Annotated in this window: 15 protein-coding genes and 1 tRNA gene; 11 read left to right on the forward strand and 5 right to left on the reverse strand. The window is 62.8% G+C overall.

Features of this window, described 5'->3' with window-relative positions; translation table 11 throughout:
- Position 1 precedes the first annotated feature (1 nt).
- From TZ00_RS11010 to TZ00_RS11040, 7 genes are all read left to right on the forward strand, one after another.
- Entirely contained in the window at positions 2-700 is a 699-nt protein-coding gene (locus TZ00_RS11010) for an SGNH/GDSL hydrolase family protein (RefSeq protein WP_044441721.1), read from the forward strand.
- A gap of 108 nt (positions 701-808) precedes the next feature.
- Positions 809-1414, forward strand: a complete 606-nt coding sequence (locus TZ00_RS11015) for a response regulator transcription factor (protein ID WP_052521493.1) — start codon at positions 809-811, stop codon at positions 1412-1414.
- Between the two features lie 113 nt (positions 1415-1527).
- Positions 1528-2628: a sensor histidine kinase gene (locus TZ00_RS11020; RefSeq protein WP_152631171.1), complete on the forward strand. Its 1101-nt coding sequence runs from the start codon at positions 1528-1530 to the stop codon at positions 2626-2628.
- Positions 2625-3776 (forward strand): hypothetical protein, encoded by a 1152-nt coding sequence (locus TZ00_RS11025; protein ID WP_044441723.1) that lies wholly within the window; start codon positions 2625-2627, stop codon positions 3774-3776. The genes TZ00_RS11020 and TZ00_RS11025 overlap by 4 nt, the downstream gene beginning before the upstream one ends.
- A complete protein-coding gene (locus TZ00_RS11030) occupies positions 3764-5254 on the forward strand; it encodes a malate:quinone oxidoreductase (protein WP_044441724.1) in 1491 nt (496 codons plus the stop codon). The genes TZ00_RS11025 and TZ00_RS11030 overlap by 13 nt, the downstream gene beginning before the upstream one ends.
- 34 nt (positions 5255-5288) lie before the next feature.
- Positions 5289-7616 carry an EAL domain-containing protein gene (locus tag TZ00_RS18915; protein WP_052521494.1) on the forward strand — a complete coding sequence of 776 codons (2328 nt, stop codon included), beginning with the start codon at positions 5289-5291 and terminating at the stop codon, positions 7614-7616.
- Positions 7613-8254, forward strand: a complete 642-nt coding sequence (locus TZ00_RS11040; protein WP_044441726.1) for a response regulator — start codon at positions 7613-7615, stop codon at positions 8252-8254. The genes TZ00_RS18915 and TZ00_RS11040 overlap by 4 nt, the downstream gene beginning before the upstream one ends.
- Positions 8255-8258: 4 nt before the next feature.
- On the opposite strand, the gene TZ00_RS11045 is transcribed toward TZ00_RS11040, so the two are convergent.
- Positions 8259-8969, reverse strand: coding sequence for a hypothetical protein (locus TZ00_RS11045; protein WP_238579662.1), 711 nt, complete (start codon positions 8967-8969; stop codon positions 8259-8261).
- Between the two features lie 355 nt (positions 8970-9324).
- Here TZ00_RS11045 and TZ00_RS11050 point away from each other — a divergent pair, with 355 nt between their 5' ends.
- The 4 genes from TZ00_RS11050 to TZ00_RS11065 all read left to right on the forward strand — a co-directional run bounded on the left by TZ00_RS11050 (position 9325) and on the right by TZ00_RS11065 (position 12882).
- Positions 9325-10101: a hypothetical protein gene (locus TZ00_RS11050; RefSeq protein ID WP_044441727.1), complete on the forward strand. Its 777-nt coding sequence runs from the start codon at positions 9325-9327 to the stop codon at positions 10099-10101.
- Positions 10098-11039: a ThiF family adenylyltransferase gene (locus TZ00_RS11055; protein ID WP_044441729.1), complete on the forward strand. Its 942-nt coding sequence runs from the start codon at positions 10098-10100 to the stop codon at positions 11037-11039. The genes TZ00_RS11050 and TZ00_RS11055 overlap by 4 nt, the downstream gene beginning before the upstream one ends.
- Before the next feature lie 58 nt (positions 11040-11097).
- A complete protein-coding gene (locus TZ00_RS11060; protein WP_044441731.1) occupies positions 11098-12192 on the forward strand; it encodes an Rv2578c family radical SAM protein in 1095 nt (364 codons plus the stop codon).
- Positions 12193-12267: 75 nt separating this feature from the next.
- Complete coding sequence (locus TZ00_RS11065) at positions 12268-12882, forward strand: thymidine kinase (RefSeq protein ID WP_044441734.1); 615 nt, start codon at positions 12268-12270, stop codon at positions 12880-12882.
- Here TZ00_RS11065 and TZ00_RS11070 read toward each other — a convergent pair.
- From TZ00_RS11070 to TZ00_RS11085, 4 genes are all read right to left on the reverse strand, one after another.
- Positions 12879-13595: an SGNH/GDSL hydrolase family protein gene (locus TZ00_RS11070; protein ID WP_044441737.1), complete on the reverse strand. Its 717-nt coding sequence runs from the start codon at positions 13593-13595 to the stop codon at positions 12879-12881. The two genes, TZ00_RS11065 and TZ00_RS11070, sit on opposite strands and share 4 nt — an antisense overlap.
- A gap of 111 nt (positions 13596-13706) precedes the next feature.
- Positions 13707-13783: transfer RNA gene (locus TZ00_RS11075), tRNA-Pro, on the reverse strand.
- Positions 13784-13840: 57 nt separating this feature from the next.
- Positions 13841-14779, reverse strand: a complete 939-nt coding sequence (locus TZ00_RS11080; protein WP_044441969.1) for a metallophosphoesterase — start codon at positions 14777-14779, stop codon at positions 13841-13843.
- 13 nt (positions 14780-14792) lie between these two features.
- On the reverse strand, positions 14793-17267 hold the full coding sequence (locus TZ00_RS11085) for a transglycosylase domain-containing protein (RefSeq protein WP_161793766.1): 2475 nt from the start codon (positions 17265-17267) through the stop codon (positions 14793-14795).
- Positions 17268-17300: the final 33 nt, after the last annotated feature.

Genomic DNA, 17300 nt, shown 5'->3' on the forward strand with positions numbered 1-17300 from the left:
CATGACCTCACGACGACCGGCGATTCTGATCGTCGCGCTCGTTGTGCTCGCGGTCGTTATCGGAGGAGGGGTAGTGCGCGCATCCCTTGGGCCCAGTGCCCAGAGCGAGTCTCCGGCTGACACCGGCATCCCAGGAGCGCCGGTGGCCGCCTTTTACGGCGACTCGTACACTCTGGGCACCGGTGCGAGCGAGCGGGGCAAACGATGGTCGAGCATCATCGCGGCCGATCGAGGGTGGAACGAGGTCAACCCGAGTGTGAACGGCCTGGGGTTCGTGAACAATCGTGACCGGCTGCCGGCCGGGGGTGACCTCGTCGACGCTGTCATCGCATCCGAACCCGACATTCTCTTCGTGACGATGGGTCTCAACGACAACTTCTCGATGCCCGCGAGGGCAGACGAGGTGCATGCGGCCATCGTCGCCGACTTCGCCGCGTTGCGGAGGGCTCTGCCCGAGACGCGCATCATCGTGGTCGAACCGTTCTGGTACACCGACGAGCGACCGCAGAGCCTGGCAACGATCAGCGGCTGGGTAGCGGATGAGGCTCGCACGATAGGAGCCGAGAGCATCGAGGGTGCCTCGCATTGGATAGAGGGCCACCCGGAGTGGATGGCTGACGACGGACTTCACCCGAACGACGAGGGCTACGCCGAGATAGCCAGGCGCATGTCCGAAGAGCTGGATCGACGTGGGCTGTAAGCATGAGAAATGCACCCAGCGGACGCGTCCAGGAGCGAGTAGTGTGAGGTGACCGTGCGCCTCTGGGGGGAGTTTGCTTGTGCGCAAGAGCCTATTCAGGGGGAGAACGTGGAAGTGCAGTCGACGGTGCAATCATGCAGAGTCGGAATTGTCGATGACCACGAGCTTCTGCTCGACGGCCTCACCATGTATATGCGCAGCAACGCCCCAGATCTTGATGTCGTCATCAGTGTCACGGGGTGGTTCGAGATGATCCGGCATTCCGCATTCCCGCCCGATGTGGTGGTGATGGATCTGCAGTTGCAGGAGCCGATCTCGATCGAGACGCGGGTGCGGACGTGCCTTGCCGCCGGTGCGCTCGTCGTGGTGGTCAGTGCGCTCGACACCGACGAGATCCGTGAGAGTTCGCTGGCCGCAGGTGCGTCGGCATTCGTGTCGAAATCCTCGCCCGCAGATTCGGTGGTCGACGCCGTGCGCACGGCTTGGTCGCAGAAGCAGAGCACGGTCGCCTTCGTCGATACCGCGCTCGAGACGCTTCGCCTCTATGCCGACGGTTTGACTCCGGTCGACATCGGGTTGCAACTGGGCATCCCCTTCGAGGCGGTCAAGAGCAACCTGTCGCGCATCCGCGACCACTATGCGGCCACGGGACGCCCCACCCGATCCAAGCAGGATCTCATCCGCCGTGCGGCGGAAGACGGGCTCGTGTCCTGACCTCCCTGTCGCTCGGAACAGACGCCGAAGGCGTCTTCACAAGCCGCGCCCTCAGCGATGCGAGCGTCTGGTTGTCGTCGATCCTGCTCGCTGCCGTGGCGGCGATAGTCTTTGTGCTTTCCGTCCGTGATCCCGTCAATGCGGGCGAGGTGGGAATCGGGCGGGCGATCGTGCCGGTCCTGTCGCTCGCGGTCCTGGGGGCGGGCGCATATGTCCTCCAACGACGACACGGCTCGCTGGAGACCGTCGTCGCCCTGTTGATCGTCTGCTGCGCTGGATTCGCCTATGCTCTGAGCGTCGATCCGCTGCTGGCCGCGAGTCAGAAGTCCGACAGCATTGTGCTCAGTCTTCCCGTTGTCGCAGCCACGGTATCCGGCGTCGGCAGGCGATCGCTTGCATCCTGTCTCGTCGTGTGCGGGCTTTCCAATGTGGCTATGTCGAGTGCGTCGGTGCTCGGCACCGCGATCGGGGGCCGTGAGATCGTCGTCGACTTCACCGCGCTCGGCTCGCTCATCGCCGTCTTTCTCCTCTTGATCGTTCTGTGGGCAGCCCGTAGAAACGCCGTGCAAGAGGCGCCCGCCCTCGACCGTGCCGCCAGAGAGCAGCAGAGTATCAACGAAGAAGCTCGCCTTCTCGGCCACGCGTCGAGCCTTCTTCATGACACCGTCCTCGGCGATCTCCACGCCATCGCGATGCTGGGGCCGGGACCGATCCCCGAGAGCCATCTCGCCGTGATCCGTCGAGACCTAGACCTTCTCGCGCGCAGCGATGAACTTCTTCGCGCCACAGGAGGTGCTGCGATTCCCGGTCTGATCGAGTCGACGAGTGAAAGCATGCTCACGCGCACGCTGGCTCGGGTCGGCTCGCGAGGACTTCGTGTGATCGTGTCAGGCGATGTCGACGAGCTCGACGCTCTCGACGCTACGGCGGAGGAGGCGATCGTGGCCGCCATCGAGCAGTGCCTCGTCAATGTGGTCGTTCACGCCGGCGTGTCACTGGCCGAACTCGCGATCGTCGCGTCCGGCGATGAGGTCACGGCGACCATTACCGATGCCGGCCGCGGGTTCACGGTTTCTGCGACGCCCGCAGACAGGCTCGGCCTGCGGCTCTCCGTCTATGACCGGATGTTCGGGGTCGGCGGATCCGCCACCGTCTGGTCGACGCCTGGGGCGGGCACATCGGTGCTTCTTTCAGTGCCGAAGGGCCTCGCATGACGTCGTCGTCGCGGCCGACAGCCGCCGAGCTCGACCCGGTATCCCGGGTGACGGCGCGGATGTTCGCCATCGCGATGGGCGTGGTCAGCGTGGCCCTGTCGATCGCGCTGTCTCTCACTCCGACGGGTCGCGAGCAGATCTCGCTGCCGGTGGTGGCCATCCTTGCCCAACTCGTGCTCGCCGCCTCCTACGTGTACTTCATCCGTGCCGCGAACCCGTTCGGTCGCGTCGTCTCCTTCGCGAGGTTTCAGGTATTCCTAGGCGGCGTGATGCTGGCGAGTGTGCTCGATTCACTCAGCCAGTTCGGGTCGAACACGCTCATCCGCGACGACTGGGGAGCAGTCTGCCTAGGACTGGCCCTTCTGCTGGCAGGACCCTATCGACGCTCAACCGAGATCGTTTGGTTCACTCTGCAGGCCGTCGCCCTCACGTTCTCCCTGGCGTTCCTGCAGAACCTGAGCTCGGAGACCGCGACGACCCTCAGCATCCTGGCTCTGATCGCTGCCACCCCGAGCATCGCCATCGGTCTCGCGTCGGCGGCATACGCGCGCAGTCTCGTTGCAAGCCTCGAGAAGGCACGAGATGAGGCGCAGGCGGAGCGGGTGCAGCACCAGAGCGGGGTGCTGATCCGGCTCGCCGAGACGGATGCCATGGGAGAGCTCGGCTCATTGCGTCGCGACGTGCTGCCCTTTCTCGCCCGGCTCGATGAATCGAAGGCACTTCAGCCGGGGGATGCCGTTCGCGCGACCGAGCTAGCGTCCGAACTGCGGCGGGCGATCGTCGACCGAATCTCACGCGGCACGCTCGAAGATGTGGTCGATCGATACAGCGATGACGATGGGGTGGCGGCCCATCTCGACGAGCGCCAGATCTCGGCCCTGCGGGCGCTCATCGGGGCGATGGCCGACCAGTACGGCACCTCGGCGACGCAATCCCTGACCCTTGAGCGGCGGGGGGCGGATGCCTGGGGCCGGATCGAATTCACACGTCCGGCGGGCGCGTCGGCCCCGACCTCGTTGGCTCACTTTCTTCGGATGGTGCGACTGGTCTTCGATGAGGCCGACGCGCGCACCGTCAACGACGCTCTGGTCGTGACCTTCCGCTTCGACTCACCAGACGAGCGGGCGGCCTTATCATGGGAGATGTGAGCGCAGCAGGCAGACCCGTAGACGTTGTTCTGATCGGTGGCGGCATCATGAGCGCCACACTCGGCACTTTTCTTTCGATCCTTCAGCCCGACTGGACGATCAGAATCTTCGAGCGGCTGGGCGATGTAGCGGGTGAGAGCTCCAACCCGTGGAACAACGCTGGAACGGGCCACGCCGCACTGTGCGAGCTCAACTACATGCCGGAGCAGCCCGACGGCACGGTCGAGGCGTCGAAGGCCATCGCCATCAACGAGCAGTTCCAGGTGAGCCGGCAGTTCTGGTCGTTCCTCGTCGAGAACGGCGATATTCCCGAGCCGTCTACCTTCATCAATTCCACGCCGCATATGACGTTCGTGCGGGGCGAGAAGAACGTCGAGTACCTGCGCAAGCGCTACGAAGTGCTGCGCGACGAGCCGCTCTTCGAGGGCATCGAATACTCCGAAGACCCCGCAGTCATCTACGAGTGGGCGCCGACCCTGATGCGCGGTCGAAAGAAGAATGAGGCGGTGGCTGCGACCCGCATCACTGCCGGCACCGATGTCGACTTCGGCGCCCTGTCGCGGCATCTCTTCGACTTCCTCACCAGCCGCGGTGCAAGCCTCAAGACCGAGCACTCCGTGTCGAATCTTCGCCGTCAGAAAGACGGCACGTGGAATGTCTCAGTCAAAGAGCTGGTCGGCTCGACTCCCACGACGGTCAACGCCCGTTTCGTCTTCGTCGGCGCGGGCGGCGGTGCGCTGCATCTTCTTCAAAAGTCCGGTATTCCGGAGATTCGCGGCTTCGGCGGTTTCCCGATCAGCGGGCAGTTCTATCGAACCGACAACCCGGCCGTGGTGGCGGAGCATCGAGCGAAGGTCTATGGCAAGGCCGCCGTGGGTGCACCGCCGATGAGTGTGCCACACCTCGACACCCGCGTCGTCGACGGCGAGGCGTCGTTGCTCTTCGGACCGTACGCGGGGTTCAGTCCCAAGTTCTTGAAGAAGGGCTCGTGGTTCGACCTGCCCGGGTCGATCCGCGCGCACAATCTTGGCCCGATGCTCGCGGTGGCCCGCGACAACATCGATCTGATGAAGTATCTCGTCGGCGAGCTCCTCGCGGGCAAGAAGAAGAAGTTCGCGGCTCTGCAGGAGTTCATGCCGACGGCCAACCCCGACGACTGGTACCTCATCACGGCGGGCCAGCGGGTGCAGGTCATGAAGAAGGACTCGAAGCGCGGGGGAGTGCTGCAGTTCGGCACCGAGGTCATCGCATCAGCTGACGGATCGATAGCGGGCCTGCTCGGGGCATCACCCGGGGCATCCACTGCTGTACCTATCATGCTCGACATTCTCGAGCGGTGCTTTCCTGACGATTACGTGCGCTGGGTGCCTCAGATCCGCTCGATGATCCCGTCGTTCGGCACTCGATTGACCGACTCGCCGGCGACGGCCCGAAAGGTGCTGAAGAGCACTGCGCAGGCACTGCACCTCGCTTCCTGAGGGGCAGGGCGCGGCGTCGAGGAGACCCGGGCTGATGGTCAACCGCTTTAAGCTGTCGATGTTCGACCGCATCTACGTCGTTCCTTTTATCGTGCTCGCGGTCGCTGCTGTCGTGTACGCGATCTCCGGCATGATTGCCGGCCTACCCACCTCGTGGACGCTGGAGCTGATCACGATTCTGGGGTGCGTCATGTGCGCCTACTTGAGATTCCCCTCCGGCAGGGTCAGCGGGTTGCCCATGCTGGGAGTCACAGTGACTCTTCTTTCCATCACGCCCCCGCAATCCGAATACCTTCTGAGTGTGGCCATCTGGTCCGTGGGCCTACTGATCTCTCAGATATTCGTGCTGCGGAGTGTGGCGGTAGCTCTCTATGCCGTGGGAATCAGCACCGTCGGCGGGTTTGCGTTCGTCATCGTGCACAATGACCTCGCCCGTGCCGACGTCTGGCCGTTGGTCGCGTACATCCTGGCGAGCGGGGCGTATTTCGCCTCAGCGCTGCTCATCGAATTCATCCGAGCCCGAGGTCGATGGAGCATTGACAGGACCTTCGGGCTGTCTGCGCTGAGCCCGATGCGGGTAGCGGGAGTCGTGCTCCTCGTGGCGGTGGTCGCGACGATCATGAATGCTCTCGATACGGCGGTCATTCCGTGGTTGGAACGAGACTCCGGCGATCGACTGAGCCCACTCGTCGTTCTTCTTGCTGCAACGCTGTTCCTGGTTATCGGCCAGTGGACACGATTCCGGAGAGTGCATCAGCGGCTCAGTGGTGTCGTATCCGCCGCGGTCGATCTTCCCTGGGCCACGGAAGGTGGCCTGCGCAAGGCACTCGAGCTGCGCGCCAAGATGGTGCTGCAGGCGGGAGAAACCGAGGTGCGCACGCGGCCGCCCGAGCACGGTGAGATCGGTTCCCGTGTGCGCCTCGAATCGGGCGTCGACGAATACATCGTCGCTTCACGCCGTTTGGGAGCCCTCCCGCTGGGAGGCGTGGAGCAGCAGGCCCTGACCGCGCTCGCTCATATGGCGAGCGAGACAGTGCGCATCCAGAACGACGTCGACAAACTTGAACGCCGAGCCAATAGCGATCCGCTGACGGGCCTCCCGAACTACGGGGCATTTCAGTCCGCACTCATCGAGGCGAACGAGAACAGGTCGTACCACTCGGGCATCGCGGTTCTCTTCATTGATCTCGACAACTTCAAGAAGCTCAACGACTCCCGTGGTCACCACACCGGAGACGAGCTTCTCAAGGTCGTCGCCGCGCGGCTGCGACAGTCGGTCGGAGTGCGGGACTTCGTGTCGCGCATCGGCGGCGATGAGTTCGTGGTCATCCTCACAGAGCTTCAGACCGTGGCGCAGAGCAAGGAACTCGCGGACACCATCATCGGCGAGATCGGCATGCCCCTGACTCTCGATGGCCAGGAGTTCAGGCCCGTCGTGAGCGCAGGCCTCGCTTTCTCGGGGCACCGTGAGATCGACGCGCAGCTTCTTGTCGTCGACGCCGATCGCAGCATGCTGCAGGTCAAACGTTCCAGGCGTCAGGGCGGTCCGGCAGAGGGCAGCAGTGTGAGCATCGCGTCGCACCGGTCGACACGCACCAACGACATCGTCGCTCGTGCGATCACCGAAGACAGGCTGACGCTCGCGTTCCAGCCCATCGTCAGCATCGACCAGGGTCGTATCTGGGCCTTCGAGGCGCTCGTTCGGTACATCGATCCCGAACTCGGCCCCATCTCACCGTCGTCGCTCGTCGCTCGGGCCAAGAGCCTCGGATTGATGGATGAGTTGACGAGACAGATCATCGTCAAAGCAATGGATGCCGCTGAGAAGTTCTATGCGGTCGAACCGAGCATCGCGTGCATGACCGTCAATCTCGAGCTGGGCCAGATCAGCGAGGATCACCTTGGCCCCTTCATCAGAGAGGTCGCCGGATCGCATCCGAACGTGTCGATGTGCATTGAGCTGAACGAGAGGTCGCTGCGCTCTGTCACCGACGATCTTCGACGTGAGGCCGAGATCATGCAGGATGCCGGTGTCATTATCGCCCTCGACGACTACGGTTCCGACGACTCGTCGGTCGGTGCCCTCGTGAGATTCCCGATGGACATCCTGAAGATCGATAAGAGCCTGATCGACGACCTCGGTGACGTCAGGCAGCGGGAGGTGATCAAAGCTCTCCAGGGGTTCGGGGACAATCTTGACTACACGATGATCGTCGAGGGTATCGAGAGCCCCGACATGGTCGACGTGATGGTCGAACTCGGGGTGAGAAGCGCTCAGGGATACTACTTCGGTCGCCCGCAGTCGTTCAGGCAGACGATGGATCGCATCCGCAACTTCGGCACGACTGCTGTTATCTCATGACCGAGACCGCCCGCACCCACACGATCGCACTTCTCGATGACCACGTTCTCATCATCGATGGACTTGCTCAGTGGATAGAGATGAATGCCCCGGATTTCACGGTGGTCGCCGTATCGGGCTCGTGGGAAGCCCTGGTCGCTCACGAGTCGTTTCCCCCCGATGTTGTGCTCATGGCTCGTGTAATCGAGTCGTCGTTGACGATGAGGCAGCGGATTGCCGCGTGCAGAGAAGCGGGTTCGCGCGTCGTCGTCATGAGCACCGACGGGGGGCCGGAGGCGGAGGCCGACACACTCGCGGCCGGTGCCGACGCGTTTGTGCCCAAGTCTCGCCCTGCCGAAGCGCTGCTCGACGCGGCCCGCGGTGTGCTCGGCGACACCGCATCGAGCAAAACATGCCCGCCCACCCAGGAACGTCCTTCGGTGTCGCAGGGCCCGGACGCCTGGCAGCGACGCGTGCTCCGCCTCTATGCCACTGGCCAGAGCACTGTCGATATCGCGCTCATCGAGGGGGTCCGTTTCGAACGGGTGCGCGGAGCGCTCAAGCAGATCAGAGCTATGTACGAGTCGCAGGGCCGCAGCGTCGCGACACGCGACGACCTCTTGAGGCGTGCTGCCGAAGACGGATATCTGTCGGACTGAAAGGTCAGTAGGCCTGAGAGTCTTCGGCGGGTGAGGGAGTCACGTCGACCCCGCCGCTCAACCGGGCGATGGCCTCGTGGGGGTCGTAGTCGGGGTCGGGCTCGATGAAGGCGTCGACAACGCCCACAAAGCCGAGAGAAGCCAGCGACCATGGCTCCAGAGTGTCGCCGGAGGGAATGTCGAGCGGGCGTTCGACCAGGGCGGGAACTGACGCGCGGATGAGGCCGAGGCCTTCGATCACTGCCGCGGCTGTGACGACAAAGGGCTGCCAGTCGCCACCGAAGTGGGGTTTCAATCGGTATCCGACCGTGGGAATCACGTTGCGATAGAACATCTCCATCGTCTCGACGAAAGACATTTCGCTTGCCAAGAGAGCATCAAGGGTGCGCTGCCTGCTGTCGGTCTCAGGGAAGGACATGATTGTCGCGGAGAGCCCCGCGTAGCTGCGCCATGCTCCGGTTGCAGTGACCGCACCGAAGTTGTACTCCGCTGCTGTGCGGATGACATCGACGAGAACCTGCCGACGGCCGCTCGGTGAGAGCAGATCACCAGTTCGTGAACTCAGATACTGCCACGTAGACAACAGGGTCTCCGTGTCTGCGCGGTCGTCTCTCGCTTTGGCGGCCATCGCCAGGAACGCATCGTCGAGCAGTTCCTGTCGACTGGGCCACGCTCGGTTGAGTTCCGATTTCGTGACCCCGGCCTTTTTAAGCATTGTTTCGAGAACGGCGTCATCAATGCCCAGAGTCAGGCCCGTCAACTCGATGTGTGACTGAATGATCGCAAGAAGATCCTGCCGTGACTTCGATAGACGATCCGGAATGGCAGCACCAGATGTCCCAAAACGCTTGTCGGCCACGTTGGTCCTGCTTCCCTCGATTCAGATCATATTCTACGCAGTTTGCATATAACGAGGAGTCCTCATATGCTCAGATCAGCCAGAGCGTTCTGCACCTTACGGGAGCAGCCCGGGGAGAGCCCGAGGCGATACACGGCGTGGTCGTGCTGAATGTTGGAGCGTGTTGTGGCTTTGGGTGTATTGCGTCGAATTTCTCTAGACGCGGGTGACTATGTCGCGCATTGATCGCACCGTTTCGAACCAAGAGGTCATTCCTGTGGTCACGAATTCTCGGGTGTTCGCTGCGAGTCCGGAGTCGAGGTTGAGCGCCGGCATCCTCGCGATCGACGGACGCGCTGCAGAAGGTCTCGAGGCGGAGTATGCCGCTCACTTTCAACTTCGTCGTCGCGTCTACGTTGACCAGACCGCCCAGCTGGCCGCCGACGAACTCGACGAGGATGGTACGGACCGGGATCAGGATGATGCCCGCTCAGTGACGTTCGCCGTCTTCGAGCAGACGGATGTCGGTGTGCGCATCGTCGGGGTGTCGCGGCTCATCGTCAGGGGCGATCGCCCGCTGCCGGTCGAGGAGTTCTGTCCCGACGCGTTCGGGGATCTTCCTTTGCGCGGCAACGACGTCGAGGTGTCGCGCGTGATCGCCCGCCACGAGAAGGCTGCGTTGCAGGATCTCGTGCAGTGGCAGCTGTTCGCACTGATGCTCGCCTACATCCCTCCCCATGGACTCGGGAGGACTTTCGCCATCATCGAGCCGTGGCTCGAACGACACTTGCGTGGAATCATCGCGCTCGAGCGCATCGGCGACGTACGCTATATCGCCCACTATCTCGACTACAACGTGCCAATGGAGATCGATATCCCTGCCTCGACGGTGTGTGTCAATACTCGCAACGATTCCTTCATCGCCGCATTCCAGGCAGCCGAACCCGGGATGGCGTATTTTGGTCGGGTTTCCCGTCGCGCTTCGTCGCCACTCGAGGTCGACGCGTGAAGACGATCTCGTCGCCTGAGTTCTCGCGTAACTACGGCTTTTGGAGCGAGGCCGAGCAGGGCGCTCTGATTTCCAGTCGGGTCGCCATCGGAGGGGTTGGCGGAGATGGCTTTCAACTCGGAGTGAAACTCGCCCGTATGGGAGTCGGCTCGTTCAGCGTCGCCGACCCGGAGGTCTTCGAGGCAGAGAATGTCAACCGCGTGGAGGGGGCGAAAGCTTCTACGGTCGGACGCGCCAAGGTCGACGTCTTCCGTGAGGCGGTGCTCGATATCAATCCGGCGGCGAGGGTGGATGTCTGGCGAGAGGGTGTGACTCGCGACAATACGGCGGAATTCATGCATGGCGCTCACCTCGTTTTCGACGAGTCCGAACTCACTCGTCCCGAGATCGGCACCATGATCGCTCGGCAGGCTCGACGGCAGGGAATCCCCGACGTTCTCGTCATGAATGTGGGATTCGCCGCCCAGGTCATGTCCTTCGCCCCTCGGAGCGCCTGGACCTTCGAGCGGTTCATGGGCTTGTCCACCTCGGAGAACCTGGATCAGATCAGCGCCCGCAGTATCGACTTGAGTCGCTGCCTTCCCTATATTCCGCCGTACACCGATCTGCGCAGCCTCGTCACGCTGCAGGATGACAAAACAGGCGACGTATCGTTGCCTTCCATTTCGGTTGGCGTTGACATCGCGTCGGCGATCGGCTCCGTGCAGGCATTTCTGCACCTCACCCGCGGGGTCTCGTCGCGCAGGCGCAGGCAGCCCATATGGGCACCCCGGATGGCCTATGTCGATGCGTATGCTCTCAAGGCTCGTATCGTCAGGGCATCGAAGTCGACCCATCTGCGCCACCTCGCTGTCGCTGCGGTGCGGCAGAAGCTCAACCGGAATCCGCTGGCGGCGTACACGCCGGCCGACATGGCCGCACGCCGCGAGGCATCCTGAGAACTATTCGGCAGTTTCGCCGATTGACTCGTGTTCGAATATGTGTTCGAATGTCTGCATGCGGTGGAGTAGTCAGGCGATAGCGGTAACGGAGCCATCGGCTCTGCCCGGTCTGGCCAGACTCAACAATCTCGTGCGTTCGGTGCAGACTCCTGAGTTCGCCGGTGTCACGTTTCATGAGATCCTCGCGAAATCGGCTCTCAACAAGATTCCCGGCGAGAGCAAGGCTGTTCCTCACGGGTGGACCATCAACCCCTATCGGGGTTGCAGCCACGCCTGTGTCTATTGTTTCGCGCGGCCGACGCACACGTACCTCGACCTCGACGCCGGCGCCGATTTCGACGCTCAGCTCATCGTCAAGCTCAATGTCGCAGACATTCTCGAGAAAGAGCTTCGGCGGCCGTCGTGGCAGCATGCTCCGGTGGCTCTCGGCACGAATACCGACCCGTATCAGAGAGCCGAGGGCAGATACCGACTGATGCCGGGCGTTATCGCGACCCTCGCTCAATCGCAGACACCGTTCTCGATCCTTACGAAGGGCACTCTTCTGCGGCGAGACCTGCCGCTTCTGGTCGACGCGAGTGCCCGTGTGCCTGTCGACCTGGCCATGTCGATCGCAATCTACGACGACGAACTGCAGCAGTCGATCGAACCGGGCACTCCATCAACCAAGGCTCGCCTCGCGACCGTCACAGCCGTGCGCGACGCCGGTCTCGATTGCAGCGTATTCCTTATGCCGATCCTGCCCTACCTCACAGACACGAAGGTGCATCTCGACGAGGCTTTGCGTCAGATTAAGGCGGCGGGTGCGACCACGGTTCTCTACACAGCGCTGCACCTGCGCCCTGGTGTCAAGACGTGGTTCTTCGAGTGGCTGCAGTCCGCGCACCCCGAACTCGTCGAGCAGTACGGGCGCATGTACTACGGCGCCAACAGCTATGCGCCGAAAGACTATAGAAAGTGGTTGGCGGCGCGCATCCAGCCGCTCATCAGGGCTCATGGCCTTCAGCGCGGCATCGAAGACGCCGCATCCGGCGGAATTCGCAGCTCGGCCATTGGGCGAAGCAGTCCTCGTCCGATTCCCGGGTCGACACCATCGGTGGGATCGATCATTCCCGAGGAGATCGACCAGGGGCAGCCCACCCTGTTCTGAGCTCTGTCGGCGACGGCGGCCGGGCGTTGCGTCGATCGGGTTTGGCCGGATGCGCGAGCAACTACCCTTGGATGCGTGGCGAAACTCTACTTCCGGTTCGGGGCGATGAACAGCGGCAAAAGCACGGCTATGCTTCAAGCCGCCTACAACTATGAGGAGCGCCACCAGAACGTGCTGATCGCCAAGCCTTCGGTCGACACCAAGGGAGATACTCGCATCGTGTCCCGCCTGGGCGTCACACGCGCGGTCGACTTTCTCGTGACTCCTTCCTCGAACCTTCGTGCAGACTTCATCGAGCGCCGCGACGGGTCGATTGCGGGTGGTTCGGGGCCGATCTCCTGCCTTCTGATCGATGAGGCTCAGTTCCTCTCGCCCGAGCAGGTCGACGATGCCCTACGCATCGCGATTCTCGACGATGTGCCGGTTCTCGCTTACGGCATCCGTACCGACTTCCAGACGTCGGCGTTTCCGGGCAGCGCGCGGCTTATGGAGATCGCGCACAGCCTCGAAGAGCTCAAGACCATCTGTCGCTGCGGGCGTAAGGCGATCTTCAACTCGCGCAAGATCGACGACGTGTTCGTCTTCGATGGTGCGCAGGTCGCGATCGACGGTGAGCACGTCACCTATGAGTCGCTCTGCGGCGTCTGCTACCTCGACGAAAGCGGCGGTGTGCTCGGCAGTGCCTCTTAGTCTGAAAGGGTGGGCAGCAATCGGTTGAGCACCGGGGCGAGGTATTTCGCCATCTCGGCGTGCCCGATGTTTGTCGGGTGCACGCCGTCTGCGCCCACCTGGCCGGTGGGTCCGGCAACCAACCACTTGTCGGCGATCGTGTCGATGAACGCATTGCCGTCCTGCTGCGCGGCATCCCGCACGGCGTTTCGCGCTGTAGTGATGCCCTTTGGCGCAGGCGATTGGCCGCACGGCGACGCCACTGCAAGAATGACCGCGCCTGGGGCCTGGTCGTGGATGTTCGCGTAAGTTTCAGCCGCTCCGGCCCGGATGTCCGCCGCCGTGTTGTCGGCGTCGTCGTCGCTGCCCAGCACAACGACCACTGCAGCATTCTTGGGAACCTGCTTAGCAAGAGTGACGAAGGTGCGCGATTCGGTTCCGGCGGATGCGTAGCCGGCGCCGTCGGCCGTCAGCGTCATGTACGGGAATTCGAGCTTGGCCGATAGAAGCGAAGGGAAGCGGGCGATGCCACCGGAGTCCATCGCCGAGCCGCCGGTGAATGAGTTGCCGATGAAGACCACCAGCGGTCGCTTGTCCGCGATGTTCCCTTCGGCGGCCGCGGACTGCGGAGCGGAGAAGATGCCTCCGAACAGAAGGACCGTCACCGAGGCCACGGCGGTCAGAAGAGTCACGATGCCGTTCCGTCGCGGAGTGCGGCGAGCAAGTGTGTTCACTCTCGAAACCTAGCGGAGTAAGCCGAGTGTCGACCCAGAGCGTGACTACTCTGTTATCTACGAGCACATCAACACAAAAGGCTCCCTCTCATGTGAGAGGGAGCCTTTTGATGGTCGGGGTAACAGGATTTGAACCTGCGACCTCGTCGTCCCGAACGACGCGCGCTACCAAGCTGCGCCATACCCCGATCAGCCCGAAGGCCTCAATCATCCTAGCCGATATCGGCGGGTGCCGCGTGCACCGGTCAGCGCGAGGAGGTGAGAGTGAGCAGCGTTGCCTCCGGCAGGCACGAGAAGCGGAAAGGCGCATAGATGGAGGTGCCGAGACCGGCGGAGACGTTGAGGTAGGCCGCGCGCAAGCCGTGTCGCCACACGCTCAGGCCCTTGACCTGGTCTCTCGGGATGTCGCAGTTGGTGATGAGCGCACCGAAGCCGGGCACACACACCTGGCCTCCGTGCGTGTGGCCGGCGAAGATCACGTCGGAGCCGTGGGTCACGAAGGAGTTGAGCACACGCTGGTACGGCGCGTGCGACACTCCAATGGTGAGATCGGCCGCGTAGTCGTCGTCTTCGTTCTCGCGCAGTTCGTCGAGAGCCCCCGGAATGCGGTCGAGCCGGTCGTAGTGGCGGTGGGGGTCGTCGACGCCGAAGAACTCGATGCGGGTGCCGTTCACGACCAGATTCGTGGCGCGATTGTTGAGATTCTGCCAGCCCAGGTCGGCGAAGGTGCTCTCGAGCCTCTTCGTGTCGAGTCGAGTCGGGTCGCGATGCATCTTCGACGGACCCATGAAGTAGCGCAGCGGACTCTTGAACGTCGGCGCGAAGTAGTCGTTCGACCCGTTGACGAAGACGCCGGGGATGCCGCGGAACGGCTCGAGCGCGTATGCGATCGCCTCATAGGAGTCGATGTGGCCGAGGTTGTCGCCGGTGTCGACCACTAGGTCGGGCTCAAGCGATGCGAGCCGTCTCACCCACTCCTGCTTGTCGTGCTGCCACGGAGCCATGTGCAGATCCGAGATGTGCAACACCCGGATGTCCGCCGCACCGGCAGGCAGCACGGGGGCAGAGACCCGGCGGAGGGTGTAGAGCCGACGTTCGACCAGGGAACCCCACGCGAAAGCCGTAGCTCCGGCCGCCGCGGCCAGCCCGAGGGCTGTCGCGGCGACCGTCGCCTGGCGGGTCAGTGCCACCGGGGCGCTACTTCTTCTTACAGCCGATGACGTACACGCCCTGGCTGGCAGGGTTCGCGAAGGTGCCGACCGCGGGCTCGGTGCCGATCGGTTTCTGCTCATTACAGCCGTCACCTGTCACCTGGTACTTCGTTCCCGCGAACTTCCAGCCGGCCTGACCCAGCTTGTTCGCTGCGTCGCCGAGGCTGTTCGAACCGGAGATCACATCGGGGATGCTCTTCAGCGCGCCGTTGCTCGTATAGACGGTGACCGTGGAGCCCTTGGCCACGGTCTCTCCGCCGGCCGGGACGGATCCGGCGGCCGTGCCTGCGGGAGCCTCATTGTCGGTAGCTCCGCCGTCTTGGAACGTGAAGCCCGCGGCCTCGAGGAGGGACTGCGCCTCGGCAATGGTCTTACCTTGAACGCTGGGGACGGTGGCCTGGGGAGTCTGAGTGAGCGATCCGTCAGCCTTGGGGAACGCGTCGCCGGGATATTTCTGGTTCGCCGCAGCCATGTACTGCGTCCAGGTCGGCCAGCGCATGTTGTCGACCTCGCCGTAGCCGGGCACGCTTGTGTAACGGACGGAGACATCGCCCACTACGTTTCCTACCCAGATAACGGTGGCGAGTTTTGTGGATGCGCCCGCAAACCACACGTGCTTTTCGCCGTCCGTCGTTCCGGTCTTTCCGAGTATGGGCACGCCATCGCCGATGCGTGCGCCTGTGGCGGTACCTCCCGCCACAACCTGCTGCATCGGAATGGCCATTGTCGCTGCCACGTTGGGGTCGACAGCCTGGCTGCATTCTCCGGGGGGGATCGGAACATCGGCTCCGGCGGAGTCGACGATCTGGTCGATGGCGATGGGCTTGCAGTAGTTTCCCCCAGCCGCGATGCCCGCATATGCGGCTGCGACCGTCAACGGTGCGACCTCGTTGATACCCAGCACAGAAGAGATGACCTGATCCCAGGGCTTGCCATCCGCGCGGTGCATGCCGAAGGCAGCGGCTGTCTCCGTAATGTCGCACATGTCGAGCTTCTGAGCCATGGCTAGGTAGGCGTTGTTGACAGACCACTGCGTCGCAGTGGCTACGGTCATCGATCCCGTGGGCCCGCCGTCGTTGGCGGACTTGTAGGTGCCGGAGTAGCCGCCGGGCTGGCAGCGATTCTTGAAAGTCGACATATTGAACGTCTGCACGCTTCCGTTCACACGCTCGTTGATTGAGTGGCCCGTCTTCAGCCATTGGGCCAGAGTGAAGGCCTTGTAGGTGGATCCGGAGGCAAACCCTGTCGATCCGCCGTAGTCAAAATCGGTGCTGTAGTTGATGGACGTCTCTTCGGGACCAGCCCCTTCGGCCGGATTGAAGATCTTGTTCTGAACCATTGCGAGCACGCGTCCTGTACCAGGCTGAACGGTCACCATCGATGATCCGATGTCCAACTCCGAGGCGCTCTTCGGAACGTGCTCGAACATGGATGTGATCGCCGCAGTCTGCAGGTCGATGTCGAGCGTGGTGTAGATCTTGTAGCCGCCGGTGCGGAACTTCTGCCAGCGGGTGTCTGAATCCGCGCCGAACACGGGATCGTTCTTGACGATGTACGAGACGTAGTCACAGAAGAAGCCAGCCCCAATGTTGTCGTTCGCGGTCGTGCAACCGGTCGACGGCTGAACGATATTGGGTGTGACCGGTGTGGCTTTTGCCTCGTCGTACTGGGCCTGGGTGATCTTGTGCTCTTTGAGCATCGCCGGAAGGATGTTGACGTCGCGCCGGGCCTGGTTGTCGACGATCTTTTCCGGAGAATCCGGCTGGTCGATGCGAAGGCCGTTTGGCTCGTTGACCATGGCGACGAGGCTGGTCGCCTGTGCCAGCGTCACGTCCTTGGCGGATACTCCGTAGTAGTACTGGGCAGCTGCTTCGATGCCATAGACGGTTCCACCGAAGTTCGAGATGTTGAGGTAGCCCAGAAGAATCTGATCCTTCGTGAACTCCTTCTCGAGGCCGATGGCCATCTTCATCTCTTTGAGCTTGCGGTCGACGGTGGTCTTCGTGGCATCGTCGAAGGCCTTCTTGCGCTCGGCCGGGTCTTGAATCTCCTCGGTCTTCTGAATGAGGATGTTGCGCACGTACTGCATCGAGATCGTCGATGCGCCGGGGCCGTCGCCTCCTGCTGCACTCTGAGCAGCTGCGCGCGCGGCCGAGATGATGTCGACACCACCGTGTGTGTAGAAGCGGGGGTCTTCGACAGAGACCACGGCGTCTTTCACGAACGGCGAGATCTGATCCCAGCCGACCTCTTCGCGGTTCTGGTCGTAGACCGACGCGAGAAGCACCGGGTTTCCGGCGCCATCTTTTGCATAGATCTCGGACTTCTGCGAAAGCACGTCGGGGCGGATGTTCGACGGCAGGTTCTCGAACATGCCGATCGAGTTGTTCGTGGCGATTCCGGTGACTGCGAGCGCGGGGGCGACCATGGCGGTGACGAGAACGCCAGCAATGGCGCTCATCCCCACGAGTCCAAGGATCGCTCCGATGACGCC

This window comes from Agreia bicolorata (assembly GCF_000938265.1).
GTDB classification, from domain to species: domain Bacteria; phylum Actinomycetota; class Actinomycetes; order Actinomycetales; family Microbacteriaceae; genus Agreia; species Agreia bicolorata.